This is a genomic window from Bradyrhizobium sp. GW821-FHT13H06, assembly GCF_058803975.1.
This window is the reverse complement of sequence record NZ_JBXAPN010000003.1, coordinates 1-25,009: the sequence shown is the minus strand read 5'-3', so window position 1 is coordinate 25,009 and position 25,009 is coordinate 1. Positions and strand designations below refer to the sequence as shown.

The window sequence follows — 25,009 nt, the reverse complement described above, 5'->3', positions numbered from 1 at the left end:
CTCCCTTTCCCCGTTCTTGCGGGGAGAGGGTTGGGGTGAGGGGCTGTCTCCGCATGAACGATGACAGTGAGTTTGCGGAACTCCCCCTCACCCGGACGCTCCGCCATGACCGAACGTGAAGGGGTACAAGATGCCGGTCTACGAATATCTTTGTGACGACTGCGGTCCATTCAAGGACCTTCGCCCGATGGCGGAGTGCGATGATCCGCAAAGCTGTCCGCACTGCGAGACGCTGGCGCCCCGCGTCATCCTGACCGCGCCGAACTTCTTCTGCATGCCGGCCGACAAGCGCAAGGCGCACGCCGTCAACGAGCGCAGCACGCACGCGCCGCAGACGCTCGCACAGTACAAGGCCTCGCACGGCCCCGGCTGCGGCTGCTGCTCCTCGGGCAAGACCGTGAAGGACAAGGGCGCGACGGACAGGAAGAAACCGGCGCGTCTGATGACCAAGACCGGGAGCGGCGCCAAGGGTTTTCCGACGGCGCGGCCCTGGATGATCAGCCACTAACCCACGCGGCTGCCTGATCGGCGGCGACCCAGAACAACGAGTCAAGTACAGGAGCGGTCAACATGCTTCACGGCGATATTTCCAGCAGCAACGACACGGTCGGCGTTGCAGTGGTCAATTACAAGATGCCCCGGCTGCATACCAAGGCCGAGGTGCTCGATAATGCCCGCAAGATCGCCGACATGATCGTTGGCATGAAGCTCGGCCTGCCCGGCATGGACCTCGTGATCTTCCCGGAATATTCCACGCAGGGCATCATGTACGACTCCAAGGAGATGTACGAAACGGCATCCATGGTGCCGGGCGAGGAAACCGCGATCTTTGCCGAGGCCTGCCGCAAGGCCAAGGTGTGGGGCGTGTTCTCGCTGACCGGCGAGCGCCACGAGGAGCATCCGCACAAGGCGCCCTACAACACCTTGATCCTGATGAACGACAAGGGCGAGATCGTGCAGAAGTACCGCAAGATCATGCCCTGGGTGCCGATCGAGGGCTGGTATCCCGGCAATTGCACCTATGTGTCCGAGGGGCCGAAAGGGCTCAAGGTCAGCCTGATCATTTGTGACGACGGCAATTATCCCGAGATCTGGCGCGACTGCGCCATGAAGGGCGCCGAGCTGATCGTGCGTTGCCAGGGCTACATGTATCCGGCCAAGGAGCAGCAGGTCATGATCTCCAAGGCCATGGCGTGGGCCAACAATGTCTATGTCGCCGTCGCCAATGCCGCCGGCTTCGACGGCGTCTATTCCTATTTTGGTCATTCCGCGATCATCGGCTTCGACGGCCGCACCCTCGGCGAGTGCGGCGAGGAGGATTACGGCATCCAGTACGCCCAGCTCTCGAAACATCTGATCCGCGATGCGCGCCGCAACGGCCAGTCGCAGAACCATCTCTACAAGCTGGTCCACCGCGGCTACACCGGCATGATCAATTCCGGCGACAGCCCGCGCGGCGTCGCGGCGTGTCCGTATGATTTCTACAAGAACTGGATCAAGGACCCCGAAGGCACGCGCGACATGGTGGAAGCGATGACCCGCTCGACCCCGGGCACGGACGAATGCCCGATCGATGGCATCCCGAATGGAGCGTCTCCGAGCAATTACTGAGGTATTGCCGGCGCACGTCACCCGCTCATGCGCCGGCAACGACGTCGCGCGTCACGTAGCGGGTCCTACCGCTTCTGCTGCTCCGTGGGCCTGCGCGGTGGACGCGGCGGCGCTGGCGTCCCGCTCATCTTGTTGGCGGTCTCGCTGACGTCGAGCAGCGAGCGGCGAATGTCTTCGAGGTAGGTCGCCGACTTCTTCTTCATGGTGTCGGCAAGCTCGTGCAATCCCTTGATCTTCTCCAGGAGCTCGTCGGCCTTGCCGTCGACGAAGCCCGGCACCACGCCCTCGATCTTCGCGACCGCCTTGTCGAATCCGGCAAAGGCGCTGTCGACCTTGGCCATGACCGAATCGATTTCCGCACCCTTGCTTCGGAGGTCGGCAGTGTGGCCCTCGAACGTGCGCAGGCCCTCCTTGATCGCCGGCGCGTTGTTCACGATCGTGCGGTCGACGCTGTGCAGCGTTTCGACGATGGATTCGGCGTCGCTGAGATCGGCCGTCAGCACGGGAATGCCGTCCGTGTCCAGCGGCACCGGCGGCGCAGAGGGCGCGCCGCCGATCAGCGAGATCGCGGCAACGCCGGTGAGGCCCTGGAACTCGATGCCTGCCACGGTGTCCTTGCGGATCGGTGCGGTGTTGTCGAGCATCACCAGCGCCACGATCCTGCGGGGGTTGTCGAGCTTGATCGACAGGATCTGGCCGGCGGGCACGCCGTCGAAATTGACCGGCCCCCCGCGGCGCAGGCCGCTGGCGGAACCCCCCTCGAATACCACGCGCAACTGGCTGCGGCTCTGGATGGTGCGCCATTTCTGCACGCCGAGCAGGCCGCCGAACGCCACGGCGATCGCCGCCAGCGTTGCCGTTCCGATCACAAGATTGCTCGCGCGCGCCATGCAGGGACGATTCTACGGCCAAAGCGGAGAAGTTGGAAGGAGCCTGGATGGAGCTTTGGCCGTCATATTAGAGCGGGCGGGTTAACGACTTGTCCGCCGCAGCTCGAAGAGCGAAGGCGGAAGCGCAACCTCCCAGCGCCTCGCGTGTGGATGGGCCGATTTGGTGGATCACGCTGCGCTGATCTACCCTGCGGTACTTCAATGTCCAGCCGCGCGTCTTGCCGCAGCATTGTTCAGCACGATCAGGGCATCGACGGCCACGCCCGTCCTGGTGTTGATCAGGAACGGGTTGATATCGATCGAGGCGATCCGGTCACCGGCATCCGCGATCAGGTTGGAGAGGCCGACCAGCGCCTTCACCGCCGAGGCCTCGTGCAAGGCCGGCCTGCCGCGATAGCCTCGCAGCTTGATGCCGGCCTTGGTGCGGCCGATCAGAAGCCGCGCCTCGGCCTCGTCCAGCGGCGCGCCGGCGAGGGCGACGTCCTTCATCAGCTCGATGTCGATGCCGCCGGTGCCGAACAGCACGACAGGCCCCATCTCGGCATCGAGGGAGGCGCCGACCACGAGCTCGAGCTCGGCCTTGACCTGCTGTGCGATCAGGATGCCATCGAGCTTCGGCTTGCCCTTCAGCTTCCTGACCCGCGCCGTGATGTCGGCGAACGCCTTCTTCACCTCGGCTGCGCTGTTGAGGTTCAGCACCACGCCGCCGATGTCGGACTTGTGCAGGATCTCGGCGCTGACGACCTTTGCCACGACCGGGAATCCGATCTGCCTGGCGATCCCTGCGGCTTCCGCTGCGGTCTGTGCGATCGCCTCTTTCGAGATCGGGATGCCGTAAGCCTTGAGGAGCCTCTTCGAGGCGACTTCATCGAGCGCGGCGCCGGTCGCCGATTTCAACGTCTTCTCCAGCACGGCGCGCGCGGCGGGCTTCGAGCTCGAGACGATGTCCGGCACCTCCTTGCGCAGTTTCGCGTAGTCGAGCAGCGACTTGATCGCGGTCACCGCACGATCCATGCCCTGCATGACCGCAAGATGCGGCAGCGACTTGCGCAAGCCCTTGGTGAACTCGGTGAAGCCGATCGACATCGCGCTGATATAGATCACCGGCTTGCCGGCCTGCCCCGCCATTTCGTTGACGATGCGCAAGTTGCGCTCGCGCAGCTCGTGCGGGGCTTTCGGCAGTTCGGCATCGACGATGACGATGTCGATATCGGTGTCGTCGATCATCAGCTTGATCGACTTCATATAGACGGAGGGATCGACGACCGCGGCAAAGCCGGCGTCGAGCGGATTGCCGACGATCGAGCCGGGGCCGAGCATCTTGGCCAGCTCCGAGCAGACATGCGGGCTCAGCGGCGCGAAATTCAGGCCCGCGGCGTAGAAGGCATCGATCAGCATGCCGCGCTTGCCGCCGGAGAGCGTGACGGCGGCAAGCCGGTCGCCTTTGGGCACGGCAGCGTGCACGAAGCATTCGGTGGTCTCGATCAGCTCGTCGAGCCCGCCGACCCGGATGACGCCTTCACGCGTTGCGATGGCATCGAACGTCTCGATCGAGCCCGCAAGTGCGCCGGTATGCGCCATCGCCGCGGCGCGTCCTCCCTCGGATGCGCCGAGCTTGAGCGCGATCACGGGCTTGCTCGCGGCGCGCGCCGCCTTGCAGGCGTCGCGGAACGCCTTGGTGTTGCGCACCCCTTCGAGGTAGACGACGATCACCTTGATGCTCGGATCCTCGGCGAAATAGCGCATCAGGTCGGGCGTCTCGAGCCCGGCCTCGTTGCCTGTCGTCACCATGTAGCCGACCCCGACGCCGCGATCCTCCAGCGCCTGGCGGATCGCCATGACGATCGCGCCCGATTGCCCGGCGATCGCCACCGCGCCCTGTTCCATGGTGATGATTCGATCGTCGATGTTGGTGAAGAGCCTTTCGCCGGCGCTCAGATTGCCGAGGCAGTTCGGGCCGGTGACGGCAAGGCCCGTCTCGCGCACGGCCGCCTGCAATTCGGCGGCAAGCTTCTGGCTTTCGTCATCCTGCAACTCGCTGAAGCCCGAGGTGACGATGGTGGCCGATCGCGCCCCGGCCGCGGCGGCGTCGCGGATCACCTGCACGGCAAAGCGTGCCGGCACCAGCACCAGGACGTGATCGGGCTTCTCGGGAAGGCTCGCAAAATTCTTGTAGCAGGGGACGCCCCAGATGGCGTCGCGCTTGGCGTTGACCGGATAGAGGCCGCCCTCGAAACCGTATTTGACCAGATTGTTCCAGATGCGCTCGGCATAATTGCCTGGCTTGTCGGTTGCACCCACCAGCACGATGTTGCGCGGGTGCAGCATGGCGTGGATGCCCTTGACGATGTCGCTGGCATCGGACGCTGGAGACCATGGATGGAACGCGGACGCAGCAGACACCTGGGCTTCCATGCCGTGACCTCACCTGTTGTTCTTCTTGGTCGAGTGCCACTCCGTTCTATGGCGAGTCCTTCGGAGTGGCAACCTTGGGGGTGGTATGCCGTATGGTGGAATGAGCGACGCTGGCGCGTGTCGTCGGCTCGGTGAGCGATCTAGCTGTCGGCCCCGACCAATGTTGCATGCAGGATGTAGCGCTCGGGGCCGGAGGTGACGGCGTCGAATGGCCAGCAGGTCGCGAGAACAAGCTCGAAGCCCTGTGTCGTGGCGTCGATGCCCGATGCGTCGAAACGGACCACGGCCGAGGAATCCGCGCGATAGCTGAAATGCCGACCGTCGCGACGTGTGACATCGATGATGTCACCAATGGCGACATTGCGCAGGAAGCGGAAATGAGTGTCGCGATGGGCGGCATAGACCGCAATCCCGCGTTCACCCGCATGAGCCGATTGGTGGATATGGCCGGGGCCAAAAGCGAGCGCCTGTCCGCTCGCGCCTTCCAGCACGATGGCGCTGGCACCGATCCGCCTCACCTCGATCCGCGCGACCGGCCAGGTGTCGACCCAGGACCACGGCTTCACCGCCTGTCCCGTCGCAATGCTTCGGTCGAACGCCCGCTCCAGCAGCATTTGGGCGAGCCATGCCTTGGCGTGGATGTAGGCGCCGTCGCCGAACAGGAAGAGGCCGACAAGCGTGAGAGCCAGAGGAGAGATGAGGCGGGGCATCTGTATCTCTTTGTTGGTCATTTCGGAGCGGCTCGTAGAGCCGAACCCGGAATCTCGAGATTCCGGACTCGATGCTTCGCATCGCCCCGGAATGACTTCCCCAAAAAAGGCGCGCGCGGCCGTTGTAGGGGACGGGCAGCCGCGCGCGCTGACAGAGGAGTTCGGGGCGCTCCTCTCTCAAGCGGCGTCGGTGAGCAAGCGCCGACGCCGGTTGAACACGAACAGGGTCAGGGCGAGCACGATCAGGATCAGGCCTGCGATCATTTTGAGCTCGGCCGAGGTTGCAGTCTTTGGCAGGCGGATCGTGTCGGGTGCCGCGGGCTTCGGTTGCCTCGCTGACGGCTGGTTGCGCGCGTCGGCATGGCGTTCGCGCAGCTGTGTCGGCGTCAGGTGCGGCCGCTCGCCGAACACTTTCTCGAAATCCCAGCCGGCCGGCAGATTGATCGGGAGGTCGCTGAGCTTGAGCGGCTCGCCTTCGGGCCGGCTCGGCGTCCTGTCGACCGCAACAAGGCTGGTGAGCCGCGTGACGATCTGATGATCGAGCGCCAGCGCCAGGATCGCCTTGTCGGATTCTTCGGGCGTCATCTCGCGCATGGCGCGCGCCACTTCGGCATCGCCGATCTTGCGCTTGGCCCAGAGCTTCGACAGGCCCTTGCCTTCAGCGGCGCTCTGCAGCGGCAGCGTCACCGACCACGGGCGATCGCCGATGCGTCCCTTGATCTCGAGGGAGCCCGCGAGTTGGTCGAGCCTGGCCGCCAGCACCAGCGGCTCGTCGCGGTAGACGTCCGGAATGATCGTCGGGGTGATGTCGGCCTTGGCGTCGGAGAATCTTGCGGTGAGGCCGGTCACCACCGGATTCTCCAGCTTGGCGAACAGGCCGCGCATGCGCTCCTCGACCTGCTCAACCGAGCCGATGTGGGTGAACGCGCCGCGGCCGAGCTCGGCGGCGCGCGTCATCAGGTGGGTGTTGGGCGCCGAGCCGATGCCGACCATGAACACGGCGAACGGCCGCGCATGGCCGTGATCGTCTCGAACAATTGCTGCTCGTTGCCGATCGCGCCGTCGGTCAGGAACACGACCTGGCGGACCATGCTGCTGTCACTGATCTTGTCGGCGAGCGCAGCGCGCATCGCCGGTACCATCTCGGTGCCGCCGCGCGCCTGCAAGGCGCTGACGAACGAGGTCGCCTCGCCGACATGCGCGACGTCCGCCGGCACGGACGCCGGAAACAGCACGTCCATGGTGTCATCGAAGCGGATCACGTTGAAGCGGTCATTCGGCTGGAGCCGGCCGAGGGCATAGAGCAGGCTCGCCTTGGCCTGAACGATGGAGGTGCCGCCCATCGATCCGGAATTGTCGATCACGAACACGACCTCGCGGGGCAGCGGCTTCTGCGTTGCCTGCTCGACGCCGGGCGGAGTGACGAAGGCGAGCAGGTAATCGGAATCGTCAACATGCTCGCGGAACAGGCCAACGGACGGCGCCATCCCGGCGGCCGGCTTCCAGGTCAGCTCGAAATCGCGATCGGCGGGGACGGCGCCATCAGCGAGCGTGACGATACGCGTCGTGTCGTCCGGACTCTCGACCTTGACGTCATGGTGGTGACTCCTGACCTCGCCGAGCGCAAAGCCGGCCTTCAGGCGCACCGTGATGCTGGTCGGGTTGACCGGCGCATTTCTGGCGGGATCCAGCACCTGCGGCGAGATGCGGTCGCGATCCGGAACCGGATCAGACGTCGCTGCGCCCCACCCCGAGCCGTCGTTGCGGAAGTCGACGCTCTGCACGATCGGCGCCGGATTGTAGCGCGGCGCGACCACCAGCGGCACGCGGAGCGAATATTCGCCGCCGGCCTGATGCACCGGCTCCTGATACTCGATCTGCACCAGCACGGTCTCGCCGGGACCGATATTGGCGACCGAGTTGGTAAAGACGTTGGGCCGCTCCTGCTCGGTGAGCGCGGCCTTCTGGCCGGCGCTTCGTGCCTGCTCGTAGATCACGCGGGCTTGCTGCCGCTCCTTGATGTCACCGACGATGACGTGGTCGCCGACCACCATCTTCAGCGTGTCGACGGCACCATTGGTCGCGAGCGGATAGACATAGGTGGCCGCGACCCAGTCCTTGGTCGGATTGCGGAACAGTTGCGTGACGCGGACGCGCAGCGTCGGGCCCGATACGGTGATGTCGATGTCGGTGCCGAGACGGATCGCCTCGGTATAGGCGCCGTCTTCCTTCAGGAGCAGGCTGCCCGACCGTGCCTCGCCAGGTTGGAGGAGGCTGGCCTGCTCCGCCGTTGCCGACCAGGCCGTCCCGAAGCTTACCAGCAGGGCCACGAAGGCCACCAGCATCACCGCGACGCCCTGCGCGAGAAGGAATAGTCCGAGCTTGATCAGCCGGCCCAGCACGGGGTGTTCGCCGCTGTCGGCTGTGTCGTAGGTATCCATTTGGCCTGCTCCCGTTGGCTGTTTGCTGGCCCTCAGGATCGACCTGGAGAGGCTGATTTCGCGAGCAGAATGATCGGCAATGTTCCGCCGCGGCCGGCGCGAGCAGGCTGCCGTCGGGCGGCCATGTGCGGTTTTGTGCTGGTTTGTCCGCCCTGCTAGAATGGCACTCCCAGGGCAGGGTTGATGATGCAAATGCAGGCCGACAAGCAGCTTTCGGACGAGCAGAGCCGCGAGATCGCGGAGACCATTCGCGAAGAGCTGGCCAGACGCCGGATCTCCCGGCAGGCCCTGGCCGAGCAGGCCAAGCTCAGCCTGTCGACGCTGGAGAAGGTGCTCGGCGGCCGCCGGCCGTTCACGCTGGCGACGACGGTCCGGCTCGAGCAGGCGCTAGGCGTCTCCCTGCGCAAAGGCGCCATCGTGGTGACGCCTCCGGCCGCAAGCGACGTCGCGCCCGACAGCCTCGGCTCCTATGCTCATCGCGCCGTGACCTGGCTCGAGGACGTCTACATCACCCTGCGGCCGTCCTTCGGCGACAAGGACGCGATCTTTGCCTATCGCACCGAGATCGTCTGGGAGCCGAAGGTCTCCGCACTGGTCTTTCGCGAGGGCGAGCGGACCGACACCGCCTATGAGCACACCGGCGAGGTTGCCGTTCCCCATCAGTCCGGCTTCATCTACCTCGTCATCATCAAGCACGGTCAGCATCGCGTGATCACGGTGTCGCGGCCGACGGTTGCCGGCGAGATGTACGGCATCATCTCGACGCTCCGCGCCGGCCCCGGCTCGCAGCTCACGCCGATCGCCGCGCCCATCGCCTATGTGCCGCTCAGGAATATTCCAAAGCCGTCCCTGGGGCGGGTTGCGCCCGACGACGGCAACTACGTCTTGTACCGAAAGCACCTGCGCCGCACGGTGGAAGAGCCCTTTGCGCTCTTCCTGCCGGCATAGCCTTGCTTCGAGCTCGCTCACATAGGAAGATAGCGGCCCTTTCGGCCGCTATCTGGGTTGGGGGCATGTTTCAGCTGATGCGAGCTAGCCTCCCGTCTCGGCGCTGATGATGTCGCCGAACAGCTCCCACTGACCGGCCTTGAAGCGGATCATCTTGAGCTGCTCGATCGGCGCGAAGTCGTTGGCGCCGGTGTTGATCTTGATGCCGGGGATCAGCGTGTCGGGGGCAAAATCCTTCAGGCTCGCGGCCTGCTTCATCACGTTCTCGCGCGTCAGGTTGTCTCCGCACTGCTTCAAGGTCTGAACCAGGGTCTGCGCGGCGGCATAGCCGTAGACGATGTTGGTGTCGGAGACGTTGGCGCCCGGCATGTACTTGTCGATGAAGGCGAGAAACTTCTTCATGCCTTCGTCGTCCTTCCATTGCGGGTCCGATGCATCCTTCAGATAGCTCGCCGACAGCACGCCTTCCGACGCATCGAGCCCGGCCGGCTTCATCACCGCGCCGATCGAGATCGACACGTCGGTCATCACATGCATCGGCCTCCATTCGAGCTCGGCGATCTTCTTGATCGCCTGTGCCGCGAATTTCGGTGTCGAGATGTTGACGAAAACGTTGGCGCCGGTGCCCTTCAGCTTGACGATGTGGGAGTCGATCGAAGGCTCGGTGGTCTCGTAGCTCTCTTCCGCGACGATCAGCGAGGAGGCCTTGTCGCCGAAGATCTCCTTGATGCCGGCGACGTAGTCCTTGCCGAAATCGTCATTGGCATAGAAGATCGCGACCTTCGCATCGGGCTTGGCCTGCAAAATGTACTTGGCGAAGATCCGCGCCTCGACCCGGTAGCTCGGCTGGAAGCCCATGGTCCACGGAAAGCCCTTGGGGTCGTTCCATTTGCTGGCGCCGGTTGCGAGGAAGAGCTGTGGGACCTTCTTGGCGTTGTGATACTTCTGCACGGCGGTCTGGGTCGGCGTGCCCAGCGCGTTGAAGACCAGGAACACCTCGTCGCTTTCGATCAGCTTGCGGACCTGCTCCACGGTCTTGGGCGGCGAATAGCCGTCGTCATAGGAGATCCAGTTGATCTTCCGGCCGTTGATGCCACCCTGGTCGTTGATCATCTTGAAATAGGCTTCCTCGGTCTTGCCGATGATGCCGTAGGCGGAAGCGGGACCCGAATAGGCCTCGACATTGCCGATCTTGATCTCGGTGTCGCTGGCGCCGGTGTCGTATTTCTTTTGTGCGAAGGCGCCTTGAACTGAAAGCAAGGTCAGGGCCGTTGCCGCGGCGAGCAGGGCGAGTTTCTTGTTCTTCATGGAAATTCCTTGAGGTTTCTTGTGGTTTGGATAGGCACTTCAAAACGAAAAAGCGCCCGCGAGGGGCGCTTTGGTCAGGCATTGGCGACCTTCTTGTCGATTTCGGAAGCCACCGAGAACTCCTTGCGCAAGGTCGGCTTGTGGATCTTGCCGGTGGCGTTGCGCGGCAGCGCATCGACGAAGCGGATCTGACGCGGGCATTTGAAACGCGCCAGATTGGCCGCGCAATGCACGAAGACCTCGGTCTCCGTCAGCTTTTGTCCCGGCTTGACCGCGACGATAGCGAGCCCCACCTCGCCCCATTGCGGATCGGCAATGCCGATCACGGCAGCTTCGGCGATGGCCGTGAGCTGGTGCAGGACGTTCTCGACCTCAGCCGGGTAGACGTTCTCGCCGCCGGAGATGTACATGTCCTTCCAGCGATCGACGATGTAGTAGAAGCCTTCCTCGTCGACGCGGGTCGCATCACCGGTGTGCAGCCAGCCGTCGGTGAAGGACGTCTTGTTCGCTTCGGGCCTGTTCCAGTAGCCCGGCGTGATGTTGGGGCCCCTGACCCAGAGCTCGCCGAGTTCGCCGACATCGGCATCGCTGCCGTCGGGACGCACGATGCGCACCTCGGTGTGCAGCACCGGCTTGCCGGCGGAGCCGGCCTTGCGCGCAGCATCCTCGCGATCGAGCACCAAGACGGCCGGCGAGGTCTCGGTCATGCCGTAGCCCTGCTGAAGCGCGACGCCGCGCGCCTCCCAGACCTTGAGCAACGGCACCGGCATCGGAGCGCCGCCGACACCGCCGACGATCAGCCGGCTGAGGTCGGTGGTCGCGAAGGCCGGGTGCTGCGCCATGAACTGGTAGATCGCGGGCACGCCGAAGAACACGTTGATGCCCTGCGCGGGATCGTTGATCAGGCCGAGCGCCGTGCCAGGATCGAAGGCGCGCATGATCATCACGGTGCCGCCGGCGTGCAGCACCGGATTGGTGTAGCAATTGAGACCGCCGGTGTGAAACAGCGGCAGCACGGTGAGCAGCACCGAGGCCGGCCCGATGCAGGCGGGGCCGCCGAGATTGACGCAGTTCCAGAAGGTCATACCATGCGTGATGGTCGCGCCCTTCGGATGGCCCGTCGTGCCCGAGGTGTACATGACGGTCGAGACATCATCGAGCGTGACTTCTTCGGCGCAGTCGAGCGGCTTCGCGGCGGCGATGCCGGCTTCGTAGGTGCCGCCCGGGCCGAGCAGCAGGCTGGCCGCAACGTTGCAGAGCTTTGCGACGGCGAGCGCCGTCTCGGCCAGATCTGTGTCGTGGATCATCACCTTCGGCGCACAATCGGCGGTGATGAACTGGAGCTCGGGAACGGTGAGGCGCGTGTTCATCGGGACGAAGATGGCCCCTAACCGGCCGCAGGCGAACTGCACCTCCAGCGTATCGGTCGTGTTCAGCGCCAGCACCGCGACACGGTCGCCGCGCGAGACCTTCAGCGTGTGACGCAGCAACGAGGCAAGGCGCGAGACGCGGGCGTCGAGCTGCGCGTAGCTGAAGCGGCGCTCGCTTGCGAGATCGATCACCGCAACCTTGTTCGGCGTGCGGCGGCCATGATGGGCGATCCAATCGTAGTAGCGAACGGCCAAGAATTCCTCCCTTGGCGGTCTGTGCCGCCCTCCTCCTTGCTGCCCGTGCGCGATGCCCGGCGTGGCGTTGGCGCCAGCCGGAGTCTGTGCAGCAACGTTTTTTTGAGCCAGAGTTAGCCTGTGCGGGATGAAAATCGTCTTGCGTGGAGTTGCTAGGCCAGAGGCTGCGGTGGAGCGGCTCCCATGGTCAGCCACTCCGCGCAAGTGAATGGCAAATGTTCCAGCCATGGTGGACGAGCGAATCCGCCAGCAGGGCGAGACAAATGAAGAGCCCGTTCTATACCGCCGAGCACGACGCCTTTCGCGACGTCATGCGCCGTTTCGTCGAGAAGGAGATCACCCCGTTCGCCCATGAGTGGGACGAGGCCGGGGAATTCCCGCGCGTGCTCTATCGCAAGGCGGCCGAGATCGGTCTCCTGGGGCTCGGTTTCCCCGAGGAATATGGCGGGATCACCGCCGACCAGTTCATGAAGATCGTCGCCAGCCAGGAGCTGGCGCGCGCCGGCGCCGGCGGTGTCAGTGCCAGCCTGATGAGCCACACCATCGGCTCGCCGCCGATCGCGCGCGCGGCTCGGCCGGAGGTGAAGGCGCGCGTGCTGCCGCAAGTGCTCTCGGGCGAGAAGATCTCTGCGCTCGCGATCACGGAACCTGGCGGCGGCTCCGATGTCGCGAATCTCAGCACCCGGGCCCGGCGCGACGGCGATCACTACGTCGTGAGCGGCGAGAAGACCTTCATCACCTCAGGCGTCCGTGCGGACTATCTGACTGTTGCGGTGCGCACCGGTGGCGAGGGCGCCGGCGGTGTCAGCCTGCTCCTGATCGAAGGCGACACGCCCGGCCTGTCGCGGACGAAGCTCAAGAAGATGGGCTGGTGGGCCTCCGACACCGCGACGCTGCATTTCGACCAATGCCGCGTGCCGGCAGAGAACCTGATCGGCGAGGAGGGCCAGGGGTTCAAGATCATCATGCAGAATTTCAACAGCGAGCGCATGGGCATGGCGGCAAGCTGCACCGCCTTCGCCCGGGTCTGCCTCGACGAGGCGGTTGCCTACGCGAAAGAGCGCAAGACCTTCGGCAAGCCGCTCGCCCAGCACCAGGTGATCCGCCACAAGATCGTCGACATGGCGCAGAAGGTCGCGGCCTCCCAGGCGATGCTGGAGATGCTGGCCTGGCGGCTCGAGCAGGGCGAAAGCCCGGTCGCGGAAATCTGCATGATGAAGAACCAGGCGACGCAGACCATGGCCTTCTGCGCCTCGGAAGCCGTGCAGATCTTCGGTGGCGCCGGCTTCATGCGCGGCATCAAGGCCGAGCGCATCTACCGCGAGGTCAAGGTCAACGCCATCGGCGGCGGCACCGAGGAGATCATGAAGGATCTGGCGTCCAGGCAGATGGGGCTGTGAAAACCGTCGTCCCGAGGGCGCGCGCAGCGCGAACCCGGGACCAAGAGCTGAGTCCCAATCATATCGAGATTCCGGGTTCGACGCTTCGCGCCGCCCCGGAATGACAGGAGCAAGATGCTATTCACCACCGACCACGACGACATCCGCCGCTCGCTGCAAAAGTTCATCGCAAACGAGATCAATCCCCATGTCGATGAATGGGAGAAGGCCGACATCTTCCCGGCGCACGAGCTGTTCAAGAAGATGGGCAATCTCGGCTTCCTCGGCCTGAACAAGCCGGTCGAGTTCGGCGGCTCTGGTCTCGATTACTCCTATGCGCTGATGATGGCGGAGGAACTCGGTGCCATCACCTGCGGCGGCGTGCCGATGGCGATCGGGGTGCAGACCGACATGGCGACGCCCGCGCTGGCACGATTCGGCTCGGACGAGGTCCGTCGCGAATTTCTGGCCCCCTCGATTGCCGGAGATTACGTCGCCTGCATCGGCGTCTCCGAGCCCGGCGCGGGCTCCGATGTCGCCTCGATCAAGACCCAGGCGCGCTCCGACGGCGACGATTACGTCGTCAACGGCGGCAAGATGTGGATCACCAACGGCACGCAGGCCGACTGGATCTGCCTGCTCGCCAACACCGGCGACGGCCCCGTTCATCGCAACAAGTCGCTGATCTGCGTGCCCATGAAGAGCAAGGGCGTCACCGTCGCCCGCAAGCTCGACAAGATGGGCATGCGTTCCTCCGACACCGCGCAGATCTTCTTCGACAACGTCCGCGTGCCCAAGCGCAACCGGATCGGCGAGGAGGGCAAGGGCTTCACCTACCAGATGATCCAGTTCCAGGAGGAGCGGCTGTGGGGCGCGGCCGCCTGCCTCAAGTCGCACGAATACATCATCAACGAGACCATCGAATATACTCGCAATCGCAAGGCCTTTGGCCAGAGCATCCTCGACAACCAGGTCGTGCACTTCAAGCTCGCGGAGATGCAGACCGAGGTCGAGCTGCTGCGCGCGCTGATCTATCGTGCCGCCGAGCAGCTGGTGGCGGGCGAAGACGTGACGAGGCTTGCGACCATGGCCAAGCTGAAGGCCGGCCGCCTCGGCCGCGAGCTCACCGACGCCTGCTTGCAATATTGGGGCGGAATGGGCTTTACCAACGAGACGCCGGTCAGCCGCGCCTATCGCGACAGCCGCCTGACCTCGATCGGCGGCGGCGCCGACGAGGTCATGCTGATGGTCCTGTGCAAGATGATGGGTACGCTGCCCGGCAGCAAAGGGAGTGCTTGATGATCACGCTCTATCACTGCGACGCCGCGCGCTCGTTTCGCCCGCTCTGGATGCTGGAGGAGATGAGGCTGCCCTATGAGCTGAAGATGCTGCCGTTCCCGCCGCGCGTCTTCGCCAAGGAATATCTTGCGCTCAATCCGCTGGGCACGATTCCCTTCATGGTGGACGGCGAAACGAAGATGACCGAGTCCTCCGGCATCTGCCACTATCTCGGCATCAAATACGGCCCGACGCCGTTGATGGTCGGACCGGAGGATCCCGCCTATGGCGCCTTCCTGAACTGGATGTATTTCAGCGACGCCACGTTAACCTTCCCACAGACGCTGGTGCTCCGATACACCCAACTCGAGCCGGAGGAGCGCCGCAACCCGCAAGTCGCCACCGACTACGCAAAATGGTTCCTGGGGAGACTGCGCGCCGTCGAGGCAGCCACGGCGAATGCCGAAACATTGTGCGCGGGCCGCTTCACCGCCGCTGACATCGTCATCGGATACGCGCTCCGCCTGGCGAGCAACATCGGGCTCGCCAAGGATTTTGGGCCAAATGTCGCAGCCTATTGGGCTCGCCTGCAGCAGCGCGACGGTTTCAAGCGCGCAGTTGCTGCGGAACAGAAGGCTGGCGCCGAGCAGAATGTTGCAGCGAGGGTGAGGGCGTAAGGGAGGCTGTCATTCCGGGGCGATGCGAAGCATCGAGCCCGGAATCTCGAGGTTCCCGGGCTCGGTCCTGCGGACCGCCTCGGAACGACGATGCATGTTTCATGACAGCGCTATCCTGTCGTGACAGCGCCCAAATTTCCGCTAAGGTGACCTCCGTGCGCAGCGGCCAGAGAGCCGCGCGAGGAGGACCCCAATGGAAGATAAAGGTCGCGAATCCGACCATCTGATGCTGATCACGCCGGAGCGGGTATTCTATGCCGGGCTGCTCGGCCGGCCCCGCAAGCGCACCCCCGGTTGCTGCCATGTCTATGTGGCGGTGAAGGGCAGCCTGCACCTGACGATCGACGACGTCCAGACATCGGACGAGTTGGTCGTGACCCTGCCGAACCAGCGGCACACCATCGCCAGCGACTACCGCACCGTGATCAGCGTGACGCTGGAGCCGGAAAGCATGCCGGATGGCGTGATCGAGGCTTTGGCCGAGCGGCTCCGGGGGCCGGACAAGGCCGCCTATGCGCGCAAGATCCTGGCCGCCTATACGCTGCTGCGCCAGCGGCGCTACGGCGACATCACCACCGCCGAGTTCGACGAGATGTGCTTTGGCGAGGCGCTGCCACGTCGCGTGCTCGACCCGCGCGTGATGCGCGCGGTCGCCCGCATCGGGCGTTTCTCCGGCGAGCCGGTGACGGCGGATACGTGTGCGGCAGAGGCGGGCCTCTCGGCATCGCGCTTCCTGCATCTGTTCAAGGAGGAGACCGGCATCTCCTTCCGCTCCTTCCGTGCCTGGAAGCGCGCGCGGCATCTGCTGCACTTTGCCAACCAGGACCTCAACCTCGCTCACCTCGCGCAGGACATCGGCTATCCCGACTCGACGCATTTCAGTCACTCGATCCGCCGCTTCTACGGATTGAAACCGCGTGCGATCTTCGTCGGCTCGCGCGACCTTGCGATCTATCGCAGCACCGAGACGGTGCGGCTGGCGGAGGCTTCGTAGATTCGTAGGGTGGGCAAAGGCGCACTTGCGCCGTGCCCACCACCTCCCGGCAACTGGCAAAGAGCGTGGGCACGCTTCGCTTTGCCCACCCTACGAAAGCCTGCCGTTTCTCAGCTTCTCCGCGCAAGAAGCCGCATGTCGCGCGTCACATGATCGCAAGCGTTGAATTCTCAACGTGCGAGACATTAGTGGCATGAGCGACAAGGCCGTCATCACCTGCGCGCTGAACGGCGTGCTCACCGACCCGAAGCAGCACAACGTGCCCGTGACGCCCGAGCAGATGGCGCGCGAGGCCAAGGCTGCGTTCGATGCCGGCGCGTCCATCATGCACATCCATCTGCGCCAGCAGGCGCCGAACAAGGGGCACCTGCCGTCCTGGGAGGTCGCTGTCAGCAAGGAGATCCAGCAGGCGATCCGCGAGGCGTGCCCGGGCGTGATCATCAACCATACTTCGGGGGTCTCCGGCCCGAACTACAGTGGCGCGCTCGATTGCATCCGCGAGACCAGGCCGGAGATCGCCGCCTGCAATGCCGGCTCGCTGAACTACCTGAAAGTGAAGGCCGACAACACCTGGGCCTGGCCGCCGATGATGTTCGACAATGCGGTCGAGAAGGTGAAGGACTATCTCGACGTCATGAACGCGGTCGGCACCATCCCCGAGTTCGAGTGCTTCGATGTCGGCATCGTCCGCTGCGTCGGCATGTATCGCCAGGTCGGAATGTACAACGGCCCGCTCGAGTACAATTTCGTGATGGGTGTTGCCTCCGGCATGCCTGCTGATCCCGAACTGCTGCCGATCCTGATCAAGCTGAAGCGCCCCGAGGCGAACTGGCAGGTCACCGCGATCGGTCGCGAGGAGATCTGGCCGCTGCACCAGCGCTGCGCCGAACTCGGCGGCCATCTCCGCACGGGGCTGGAGGATACCTTCTACCTCGCCGACGGCACGAAGGTGACCTCGAACGGCCAGCTGATCGAAGCGGTCGCCGCCTGCGCGCGGCGTGCCGGCCGCGAGATCGCGAGCCCGGCCGAGGCGCGGAAGATCTTTGGGACGAACAGGTAAGGTATCGCCTCACCCGTCATTGCGAGCGAAGCGAAGCAATCCAGAATCTCTCCTCGGATGCAGTCTGGATTGCTTCGTCGCTTCGCTCCTCGCAATGAGGAGCAGGATCAAGTCCATGTCCATTCTCGAAAGCACCGTTTCCCCCGGCAGCGCCGCCTACCATGCCAACCGTGACGGCATGCTCGCCTTGATCGACCGCATGCGCGCGCTGGAAGAGCGCACGCGGGCGGCGTCGGCCGCGGCCAAGGATCGCTTCCACAAGCGCGGACAATTGCTGCCGCGCGAACGCGTCGCCCTGGTGCTCGATCCCGGTGCGCCCTTCGTCGAGCTGTCGACGCTCGCGGGCTACATGTTCGACGTGCCCGATCCGAACAAGAGCGTGCCCGGCGGCGGCGTCATCGCCGGCATCGGCTTCGTCTCGGGCATCCGCTGCATGGTCAGCGCCAACGACGCCGGCATCGATGCCGGCGCGCTGCAGCCTTACGGTCTCGACAAGACGCTGCGGGTGCAGGAACTCGCACTGGAGAACAAGCTGCCCTACGTGCAGCTCGTCGAAAGCGCCGGCGCAAATCTGTTGCGCTACCGCGTCGAGGATTTCGTCCGCGGCGGCAACATCTTTCGCAATCTGGCGCGCCTTTCCGCGGCCGGCCTGCCGGTCGTCACCGTCACGCATGGCTCGTCCACCGCGGGCGGCGCCTATCAGACCGGTCTTTCCGACTACATCGTCATGGTCCGTGGCCGCACCCGTGCTTTCCTTGCGGGTCCGCCGTTGTTGAAGGCCGCGACCGGCGAGGTTGCGACCGAGGAAGAGCTCGGCGGCGCCGAGATGCACACACAGGTTTCCGGTCTCGGCGACTATCTCGCCGAGGACGACCGCGATGCCCTGCGCATCGCGCGCGAGATCATGGCGGCGTTGAAGTGGGAGCGGCCGGACAGGGCGACGCCAGAATTCAAGCCGCCGCGCTACGACCAGGACGAACTGCTAGGCATCATGCCGATGGACCACAAGCGCCCCGTGGACATGAAGCAGGTGATCGCGCGCATCATCGACGATTCCGATTTCACCGAGATGGCGCCGAATTACGGGCCTGCCACGGTCTGCGGGCATGCCCGCATCGAAGGGCAGGCCATCGGCATCATCACCAACAATGGTCCACTCGATCCCGCCGGCGCCAACAAGGCGACGCATTTCATCCAGGCCTGCTGCCAGACCCGGACGCCGCTGCTCTATCTGAACAACACCACCGGCTACATGGTCGGCAAGGCCTATGAAGAAGCCGGCATGATCAAGCACGGCTCCAAGATGATCCAGGCGGTCACCTCGGCGACGGTGCCGCAGATCACCATCTATTGCGGCGCCTCGTTCGGAGCCGGCAATTACGGCATGTGCGGGCGCGGCTTCCATCCGCGCTTCTGCTTCTCCTGGCCGAATGCCAAGACCGCCGTGATGGGCGGCGAGCAGGCGGCCGAGACCATGGCGATCGTGACCGAGGCCGCCGCAGCGCGCCGCGGCAAGCCGATCGAGAGGGACAAGCTGGATGCCATGAAGGCGCAGATCGTCGGTGTGTTCGACGGCCAGATGGACGTGTTCTCCACCAGCGCACGCGTGCTCGACGACGGAGTGATCGATCCGCGCGACACGCGCGCGGTGCTGTCGGAAGCGCTCGCGATCTGCCGCGAGGGCGATGCGCGCACACCCCAGCGGATGCAGTTTTCGGTGGCCCGGCCATGAGGAACGGATCAGTGCAGCACCGGCCGTTCTTCAAGGTCCTGATCGCCAATCGCGGCGAGATTGCATTGCGCGTCATGCGTAGCGCACGCCGGCTCGGTCTCGGCGTCGTCGCCGTCTACTCGGATGCCGACCGCGATGCGCTCCACGTGAAGCACGCCGATCAGGCCGTGCGCATCGGCGAAGCGCTTCCGGCGCAATCCTATCTCAGCATTCCCGCGATCATCGGGGCCGCAAAGGCGAGCGGCGCGGATGCCGTCCATCCCGGCTACGGCTTTCTCGCCGAGAACGAGGAGTTCGCCCGCGCCTGCAAGGAGGCCGGTCTCGTCTTCATCGGCCCGTCGCCGCAGGCGATCGCGGCGATGGGCAACAAGGCCGGCGCCAAGGAGATCATGAAGAAGGCCGGCGTGCCCATCGTGCCCGGCTATCAAGGGGTCGAGCAGGGTGACGAGGTCATGCTGGCGGAAGCCAGAAAGATCGACTTTCCCGTGATGATCAAGGCGGTCGCCGGCGGCGGCGGACGCGGCATGCGGCTCGTGGCCGACGCGGCCTCGTTTCCCGATGCGCTGCGCAGTGCGCGTTCCGAGGCGAAGGCCGCGTTCGGCGACCCCGCCGTGATCCTGGAACGTGCGATCCAGAACCCGCGCCATATCGAGATCCAGGTGTTCGGCGACAGCCACGGCAACGCCATCCATCTCGGCGAGCGCGACTGCTCGGTGCAGCGGCGGCACCAGAAGCTGATCGAGGAGGCGCCGTCGCCCGCAGTCACGCCCGAGTTGCGCGCGAGGATGGGAGAGGTCGCGGTCGCCGCGGTCAAGGCGCTGCGCTACGAAGGGGCGGGGACGCTGGAGTTCCTGCTCGACGAGCGTGGCGAGTTCTACTTCATGGAGATGAACACGCGTCTCCAGGTGGAGCATCCCGTGACCGAGGCGGTCACCGGGCTCGATCTCGTCGAGTTGCAGCTGCGTGTCGCGCGTGGCGAGCCGCTGCCGGTGAAGCAGCAGGACATCCGCTTCGAAGGCCATGCCATCGAGGTGCGGCTCTGCTCGGAGGATGCCGCGCAGGATTTCATGCCGCAGTCCGGCCGCATGGCGCGCTGGCAGGTGCCCGACGGCATCCGCGTCGAGCACGCGCTGCAGTCGGGCTCCGAAATCCCGCCGTTCTACGATTCCATGATCGCCAAGATCATCAGCCATGGTGCGAGTCGCGAAGAGGCGAGGGGACGGCTGATCGTCGGCCTGGAGCAGCTCACGGCGTTTGGCGTGACCACGAACCAGGCGTTCCTGATCTCCTGCCTGCGTCACTCCGGCTTTGCCAAGGGCGAGGCGACGACAGCCTTCATCGGTGCGTATCGCGACGAGCTGCTGGCGCCGCGCAGGGGCGCTGCATTCGATACGGTGTTGGCGGGCTTGCTGCTCTACGTCACAAATCCGCGCGCGCCTGCCTGGCAGAGTGGTCGGAGTCTGTCCGCAACGTTCCCGCTTCCAGCGAAACTCGAGATCGCTGGCCACGTCCACGAGCTCGAAGTCACGCGCGAGCGCGATGGCAGCTACACCGTCGCCACCGATGGCCGTCGGGACAGGTTCGAGATCGAGCAGCTCGATGCCGATGCGATCCGTTTTCGCCATGACGGCGTGATGGACAGCGCCAAATTCCTGCGCGATGCCGACCGGCTCTACCTCCAGCATCGCGGCATCCCGCTTGCGGCGATCGATCTCACGCTGGCGGCGCCGAAGGCTGCAGCAAGCAATGGCGGTGACGGCAAGGTCCGTGCCGCCATGAATGGCCGCGTCGTCGCTGTCCTGGTCAAGCCGGGCGACCGCGTCACCGCGGGCCAGCCGGTGCTGACGCTGGAAGCGATGAAGATGGAGCACGTCCACAAGGCCGGCCTCGACGGCGTCGTCGCGGCAATCGACGTCGCCGAAGGCGAGCAGGTGACGACGGGCAGGATCGTGGCGGAGATCGGGGCGGGGTAGCGCCGCGAATGCAGTATCGGCTGGGCAACGGCGTATAGCGCCGTTAACGCCGTGCCCATCGCCTGTTGATCGTGAAATACCAAGAGTTTCAATACGATAGGTCGCGAATCGTGCCCTGCGCAATTCGGATTGAACGGTGTTCATTTTCGTGCGACAAATATGAACATTGTTCAATTCGCATGGAGGCTCGCATGTCGCGCGCAACTGATCCCGCTCGAGAGACGGACGCCGCCCTCCCCTCAGTGTCCAGCCGGCTGCCGTTCGCCGTATCAACGGTCCGCGAAAAATGCCTGGCCGGCATGCTGTTCGTCCTTGCGCTGGTGGTGCTGCTCGCTCCTGCGCTGCCTGCCGCCGCCTGGCACATCCCGCATTTCGTTGACACCCGCCCCTGGCTGGGTGTGCCCAATGCCGGCGACGTGCTGAGCAATCTCGCCTTCCTCGCGATGGGCGTCTGGGGCACAGAGCGGCTGCGCGCCCGCAATGATGCGCCCGTGGGTGCAGGCTGGTTCTTCATCGGACTGATCCTCACCTGCTTGGGCTCAGGCTTCTATCATCTGGACCCCGACATGCCGCAGCGGCTCGTGGCCGATCGCGTCGGCATGGCGGTGGCGTTCGCGGGCTTTCTTGGCATCGCGGCCAGCGAGCGCATCAGCGTGCGCGCAGGCGAAGCGGTGCTGGTGCTGATGATGGTTGCGGGCCTGCTCGCGGCCTGGGTGGCACACGAGAATCTCACTCCATGGGCGGTCGTGCAGTTCGGCGGCATGGCTCTCGCCGTGGGACTGGCGTTCGCACGGCCGCTGCCGGGTGCGCTCGGCGTGCCGCTCGGCGGCGTGATTTTCTTCTATGTGCTGGCGAAATTCTTCGAACTCGGTGACGCGACGGTGTTCGAAGCGACGGGGCACATCGTCTCGGGCCACACGCTCAAGCATCTGGCCGCGGCGTTGGCGGCCTGGCCGGTGATCCGGGCGTTGCGGCCTACTGGCCGCGCCCCGTCCCCTCATTGAGCAAGCACGCCACCTGGTGCCCGTCGCCGGCGTCCACCAACGCCGGCCGCTCCGTCTTGCAGCGTTCCATCGCGAACCGGCAGCGCGTGTGAAACGCACAGCCCGAAGGCGGGTTGACCGGGCTCGGCACGTCGCCGTCGACCAGCGGAGTCAGCTTCTTCGCGAGCGGGTTGGCGACGGGCACCGAGGCGAGCAGGGCCTGCGTGTAGGGATGTCGGGGGTTGCGGAACAGCTCGTCCTTGTCCGCGATCTCGACGATGCGGCCGAGATACATCACGGCGACGCGGTGGCTGATATGGGCGACCACGGCGAGGTCGTGGGCGATGAAGAGGTAGGAGAAGCCGTGCTGGCGCTGCAGGTCGATCAGGAGGTTGATCACCTGCGCCTGGATCGAGACGTCGAGCGCGGACACCGGCTCGTCGCAGACGATCAGGCGCGGCCCCAGCGCCAGGGCCCGCGCAATGCAGATGCGCTGGCGCTGGCCGCCGGAGAACTGATGCGGGAAGTTGCGCATCTGGTCGGGCCGCAGGCCCACCTGTTCGAACAGCTGTGCGACGCGCGCCGCCAGCGCCTTGCCGCTTGCAAGGCCATGCACGGCGATGGGTTCGCCGACGATGTCGCCCGCAGTCATGCGCGGATTGAGTGAGGCAAACGGGTCCTGGAACACGATCTGCATCGAACGCCGGTGCGGGCGCAGTGCCGTCTTCGACAGATGGGTGATGTCCTCGCCGTCGAGCCGGATCTGGCCCGAGGTCGGCTCGACTAGCCGCAGCACGCTCCGCGCCACCGTGGACTTGCCGCAGCCGGATTCGCCGACGAGGCCGAGCGTCTCGCCGGTCCCGAGCGCGAACGAGACGCCGTCGACCGCATGCACGGTGCCGACTTGCCGGCGCAACACGCCGGCGCGCACCGGGTAGTGCTTCTTGAGGTCGGTGATTTCGAGCAGCGCTTCGGTCATGCCACCTCCGCGACGTCTTCCGCGCGCCAGCAGGCAGCGAGATGGCCGCCGCCCCAGTCGGCCAGCGGCGGATACTCGGCCTCGCAGCGCTTGATGGCGAGCTTGCAGCGCGGCGCGAAGGCGCAGCCCTTCGGCAGCCCCACCAGCGAGGGCACCGTGCCGGGGATCTCGTTCAGCCGCGCCTGCGCCGGGACACCGGATGCCGGGACGGCCGGGATCGAGGCCATCAACCCGCGCGTATAGGGATGCATCGGTGAGGCGAACAGCGCCTCGACGCTGGCCTCCTCGACCTTTCGCCCCGCATACATCACGATCACGCGCTGCGCCGTCTGCGCGACGACGCCGAGATCGTGCGTGATCAGCACGAGGCCGGTGCCGAGCTCCTTCTGAAGGTCGAGGATCAGCGCCAGGATCTGCGCCTGGATGGTGACGTCGAGCGCGGTGGTCGGCTCGTCCGCGATCAGCAGCGCCGGCCGACAGGCCAGCGCCATCGCGATCATCGCGCGCTGGCGCATGCCGCCGGACAGCTGATGCGGATATTCCCGCGCGCGTCGCGCCGGCTCGGGAATGCGCACGAGGCGCAGCATCTCGATCGCGATGGCATGGGCCTCTTTCGCCGTGATGCTCCGGTGCAGCCGCACCGCCTCGACGATCTGGTCGCCGATCCGCATCACCGGATTGAGCGAGGTCATCGGCTCCTGGAAGATCATGGAGATGCGGTTGCCCCTGACCGCGCGCATCTGCGCTTCATCCAGCGACAGCAGCTCGGTGCCTTCGAGCGTGACGGAGCCGCCGACGATGCGACCGGGCGGATCGGGCACGAGCCGCATCAAGGACAGCGCGGTGACGCTCTTGCCGCAGCCGGATTCGCCGACGATCGCCAGCGTCTCGCCGCGTCTGACATTGAACGAGAGATCGTCGACGGCCTTGAACAGGCCGGAATTGGTGAAGAACACCGTCTTCAGGTTCCTGACGTCGAGCACGAGATCGGATTTGTCCGCCATCAGCCGCGCTGCCTCGGATCCAGGATGTCGCGCAGGGCGTCGCCGAACAGGTTGGCGCCGAATACGGCGAGGCTGATCGCGATGCCCGGGAAGATCACGAGCCACGGCGCGGTGCGGACATATTCGGCGGCGGATTCCGACAGCATGCGCCCCCATGACGGATAAGGCTCGGGAATGCCGAGGCCGAGGAAGGACAACGAGGCTTCGGTGAGGATGGTCGAGCCGAGCTGCGCGGTCGCCAGCACGATCAGCGGCGCCAGCGTGTTCGGCAGCACGTGGCGCAGCGCGATCCGCATCTCGCTCATGCCGATCGACTTGGCGGCTTCCACGAAGGGCTGCTCGCGCAGCGCCAGCGTATTGGCGCGGATGACGCGCGCGACCGTCGGGATCAGCGGGATGGCGATGGCGATGATCACATTGGGCAGCGAAGGGCCGAGCGCCGCCGTCATCACCAGGGCCAGCACCAGAAGCGGCAGCGCCTGGAGAACGTCGGAGACGCGCTGGAAGACGAGATCGACCCAGCCCGAGAGATAGCCGCAGGTGAGGCCGACGATGACGCCGATCGTGCCGCCGAGCGCGGTCGAACCGAGCCCGACCGCGAGCGAGATCCGCGCGCCGTGGATGATGCGGCTGAACACGTCGCGGCCGAAGGAATCGGTGCCCATCCAGTGCGCCAGGCTCGGGCGGGCCAGCGCGCGGGCGGAATCGACCGTCAGCGGATCGTAGCGCGCGATGAAGTCGGCGAAGATCGCGGTCAGCACGAACACCGCTATGATGACGAGGCCGGCCGCGCCCAGCACATGCCGCTGCGCCATGAACAGCACGCGCCGCCAGCCGCCGGTCGCATATGCGCCGGCGCGCCGTAGTTCGAGATCATAGTCGATTGCGGCCATGTAAGCTCTATCTTCCCCCTCTCCCCGCTTGCGGCAGGGCTATCGCATATGAGACGTGGCTATGGGTACCGACTGTTTCCACAGCGTCATGGCCGGGCTTGTCCCGGCC

The 25,009-nt window shown here is 65.3% G+C and carries 19 protein-coding genes and 1 pseudogene; 11 read left to right on the top strand and 9 right to left on the bottom strand.

The window, feature by feature from the left end:
- The first annotated feature begins 130 nt into the window (after positions 1-130).
- Complete coding sequence (locus AC1RQP_RS12555; RefSeq protein ID WP_492937191.1) at positions 131-508, top strand: FmdB family zinc ribbon protein; 378 nt, start codon at positions 131-133, stop codon at positions 506-508.
- Between the two features lie 62 nt (positions 509-570).
- Positions 571-1,611, top strand: coding sequence for an aliphatic amidase (locus tag AC1RQP_RS12550; protein ID WP_035716139.1), 1,041 nt, complete (start codon positions 571-573; stop codon positions 1,609-1,611).
- Positions 1,612-1,676: 65 nt separating this feature from the next.
- Here AC1RQP_RS12550 and AC1RQP_RS12545 read toward each other — a convergent pair whose 3' ends face one another.
- The 4 genes and pseudogenes from AC1RQP_RS12545 to AC1RQP_RS12530 all read right to left on the bottom strand — a co-directional run bounded on the left by AC1RQP_RS12545 (position 1,677) and on the right by AC1RQP_RS12530 (position 8,067).
- Positions 1,677-2,501, bottom strand: coding sequence for an MlaD family protein (locus tag AC1RQP_RS12545; protein ID WP_492937190.1), 825 nt, complete (start codon positions 2,499-2,501; stop codon positions 1,677-1,679).
- Positions 2,502-2,699: 198 nt separating this feature from the next.
- Positions 2,700-4,916 carry an acetate--CoA ligase family protein gene (locus AC1RQP_RS12540; protein ID WP_492937189.1) on the bottom strand — a complete coding sequence of 739 codons (2,217 nt, stop codon included), beginning with the start codon at positions 4,914-4,916 and terminating at the stop codon, positions 2,700-2,702.
- Positions 4,917-5,056: 140 nt separating this feature from the next.
- Positions 5,057-5,626, bottom strand: a complete 570-nt coding sequence (locus AC1RQP_RS12535) for a class GN sortase (RefSeq protein WP_492937187.1) — start codon at positions 5,624-5,626, stop codon at positions 5,057-5,059.
- 177 nt (positions 5,627-5,803) lie between these two features.
- Positions 5,804-8,067 (bottom strand): annotated as a pseudogene (locus AC1RQP_RS12530) (marine proteobacterial sortase target protein).
- A 186-nt stretch (positions 8,068-8,253) separates the two neighbouring features.
- Here AC1RQP_RS12530 and AC1RQP_RS12525 point away from each other — a divergent pair.
- On the top strand, positions 8,254-9,015 hold the full coding sequence (locus AC1RQP_RS12525) for a helix-turn-helix transcriptional regulator (protein WP_492937845.1): 762 nt from the start codon (positions 8,254-8,256) through the stop codon (positions 9,013-9,015).
- An 84-nt stretch (positions 9,016-9,099) separates the two neighbouring features.
- Here AC1RQP_RS12525 and AC1RQP_RS12520 read toward each other — a convergent pair whose 3' ends face one another.
- Both AC1RQP_RS12520 and AC1RQP_RS12515 read right to left on the bottom strand, forming a co-directional pair.
- Positions 9,100-10,323 (bottom strand): ABC transporter substrate-binding protein, encoded by a 1,224-nt coding sequence (locus AC1RQP_RS12520; protein ID WP_492937186.1) that lies wholly within the window; start codon positions 10,321-10,323, stop codon positions 9,100-9,102.
- A 74-nt stretch (positions 10,324-10,397) separates the two neighbouring features.
- A complete protein-coding gene (locus tag AC1RQP_RS12515) occupies positions 10,398-11,948 on the bottom strand; it encodes an acyl-CoA synthetase (protein WP_492937183.1) in 1,551 nt (516 codons plus the stop codon).
- A 263-nt stretch (positions 11,949-12,211) separates the two neighbouring features.
- Between AC1RQP_RS12515 and AC1RQP_RS12510 the strand changes: the two genes are divergently transcribed.
- From AC1RQP_RS12510 to AC1RQP_RS12475, 8 genes are all read left to right on the top strand, one after another.
- Positions 12,212-13,348 (top strand): acyl-CoA dehydrogenase family protein, encoded by a 1,137-nt coding sequence (locus tag AC1RQP_RS12510; protein WP_492937181.1) that lies wholly within the window; start codon positions 12,212-12,214, stop codon positions 13,346-13,348.
- 114 nt (positions 13,349-13,462) lie between these two features.
- Positions 13,463-14,626 (top strand): acyl-CoA dehydrogenase family protein, encoded by a 1,164-nt coding sequence (locus tag AC1RQP_RS12505; RefSeq protein ID WP_492937179.1) that lies wholly within the window; start codon positions 13,463-13,465, stop codon positions 14,624-14,626.
- Entirely contained in the window at positions 14,626-15,282 is a 657-nt protein-coding gene (locus AC1RQP_RS12500) for a glutathione S-transferase family protein (protein WP_492937177.1), read from the top strand. Before AC1RQP_RS12505 ends, AC1RQP_RS12500 begins: the two co-directional genes overlap by 1 nt.
- A 193-nt stretch (positions 15,283-15,475) precedes the next feature.
- Entirely contained in the window at positions 15,476-16,276 is an 801-nt protein-coding gene (locus tag AC1RQP_RS12495; RefSeq protein WP_492937175.1) for an AraC family transcriptional regulator, read from the top strand.
- A 193-nt stretch (positions 16,277-16,469) separates the two neighbouring features.
- Positions 16,470-17,336: a beta-keto acid cleavage family enzyme gene (locus AC1RQP_RS12490; protein WP_319326867.1), complete on the top strand. Its 867-nt coding sequence runs from the start codon at positions 16,470-16,472 to the stop codon at positions 17,334-17,336.
- A gap of 115 nt (positions 17,337-17,451) precedes the next feature.
- A complete protein-coding gene (locus tag AC1RQP_RS12485) occupies positions 17,452-19,068 on the top strand; it encodes an acyl-CoA carboxylase subunit beta (RefSeq protein ID WP_492937173.1) in 1,617 nt (538 codons plus the stop codon).
- Positions 19,065-21,041 carry an acetyl/propionyl/methylcrotonyl-CoA carboxylase subunit alpha gene (locus tag AC1RQP_RS12480; protein WP_492937171.1) on the top strand — a complete coding sequence of 659 codons (1,977 nt, stop codon included), beginning with the start codon at positions 19,065-19,067 and terminating at the stop codon, positions 21,039-21,041. Before AC1RQP_RS12485 ends, AC1RQP_RS12480 begins: the two co-directional genes overlap by 4 nt.
- Positions 21,042-21,232: 191 nt before the next feature.
- A complete protein-coding gene (locus AC1RQP_RS12475; RefSeq protein ID WP_492937169.1) occupies positions 21,233-22,045 on the top strand; it encodes a hypothetical protein in 813 nt (270 codons plus the stop codon).
- On the opposite strand, the gene AC1RQP_RS12470 is transcribed toward AC1RQP_RS12475, so the two are convergent.
- From AC1RQP_RS12470 to AC1RQP_RS12460, 3 genes are read right to left on the bottom strand one after another with little or no spacing between them, the layout of a single operon-like run.
- Positions 22,017-23,003 (bottom strand): ABC transporter ATP-binding protein, encoded by a 987-nt coding sequence (locus tag AC1RQP_RS12470; protein ID WP_492937168.1) that lies wholly within the window; start codon positions 23,001-23,003, stop codon positions 22,017-22,019. The two genes, AC1RQP_RS12475 and AC1RQP_RS12470, sit on opposite strands and share 29 nt — an antisense overlap.
- Positions 23,000-24,007, bottom strand: a complete 1,008-nt coding sequence (locus AC1RQP_RS12465) for an ABC transporter ATP-binding protein (protein WP_492937166.1) — start codon at positions 24,005-24,007, stop codon at positions 23,000-23,002. The genes AC1RQP_RS12470 and AC1RQP_RS12465 overlap by 4 nt, the downstream gene beginning before the upstream one ends.
- Complete coding sequence (locus tag AC1RQP_RS12460; RefSeq protein ID WP_492937164.1) at positions 24,007-24,900, bottom strand: ABC transporter permease; 894 nt, start codon at positions 24,898-24,900, stop codon at positions 24,007-24,009. The genes AC1RQP_RS12465 and AC1RQP_RS12460 overlap by 1 nt, the downstream gene beginning before the upstream one ends.
- Positions 24,901-25,009 lie beyond the last annotated feature (109 nt).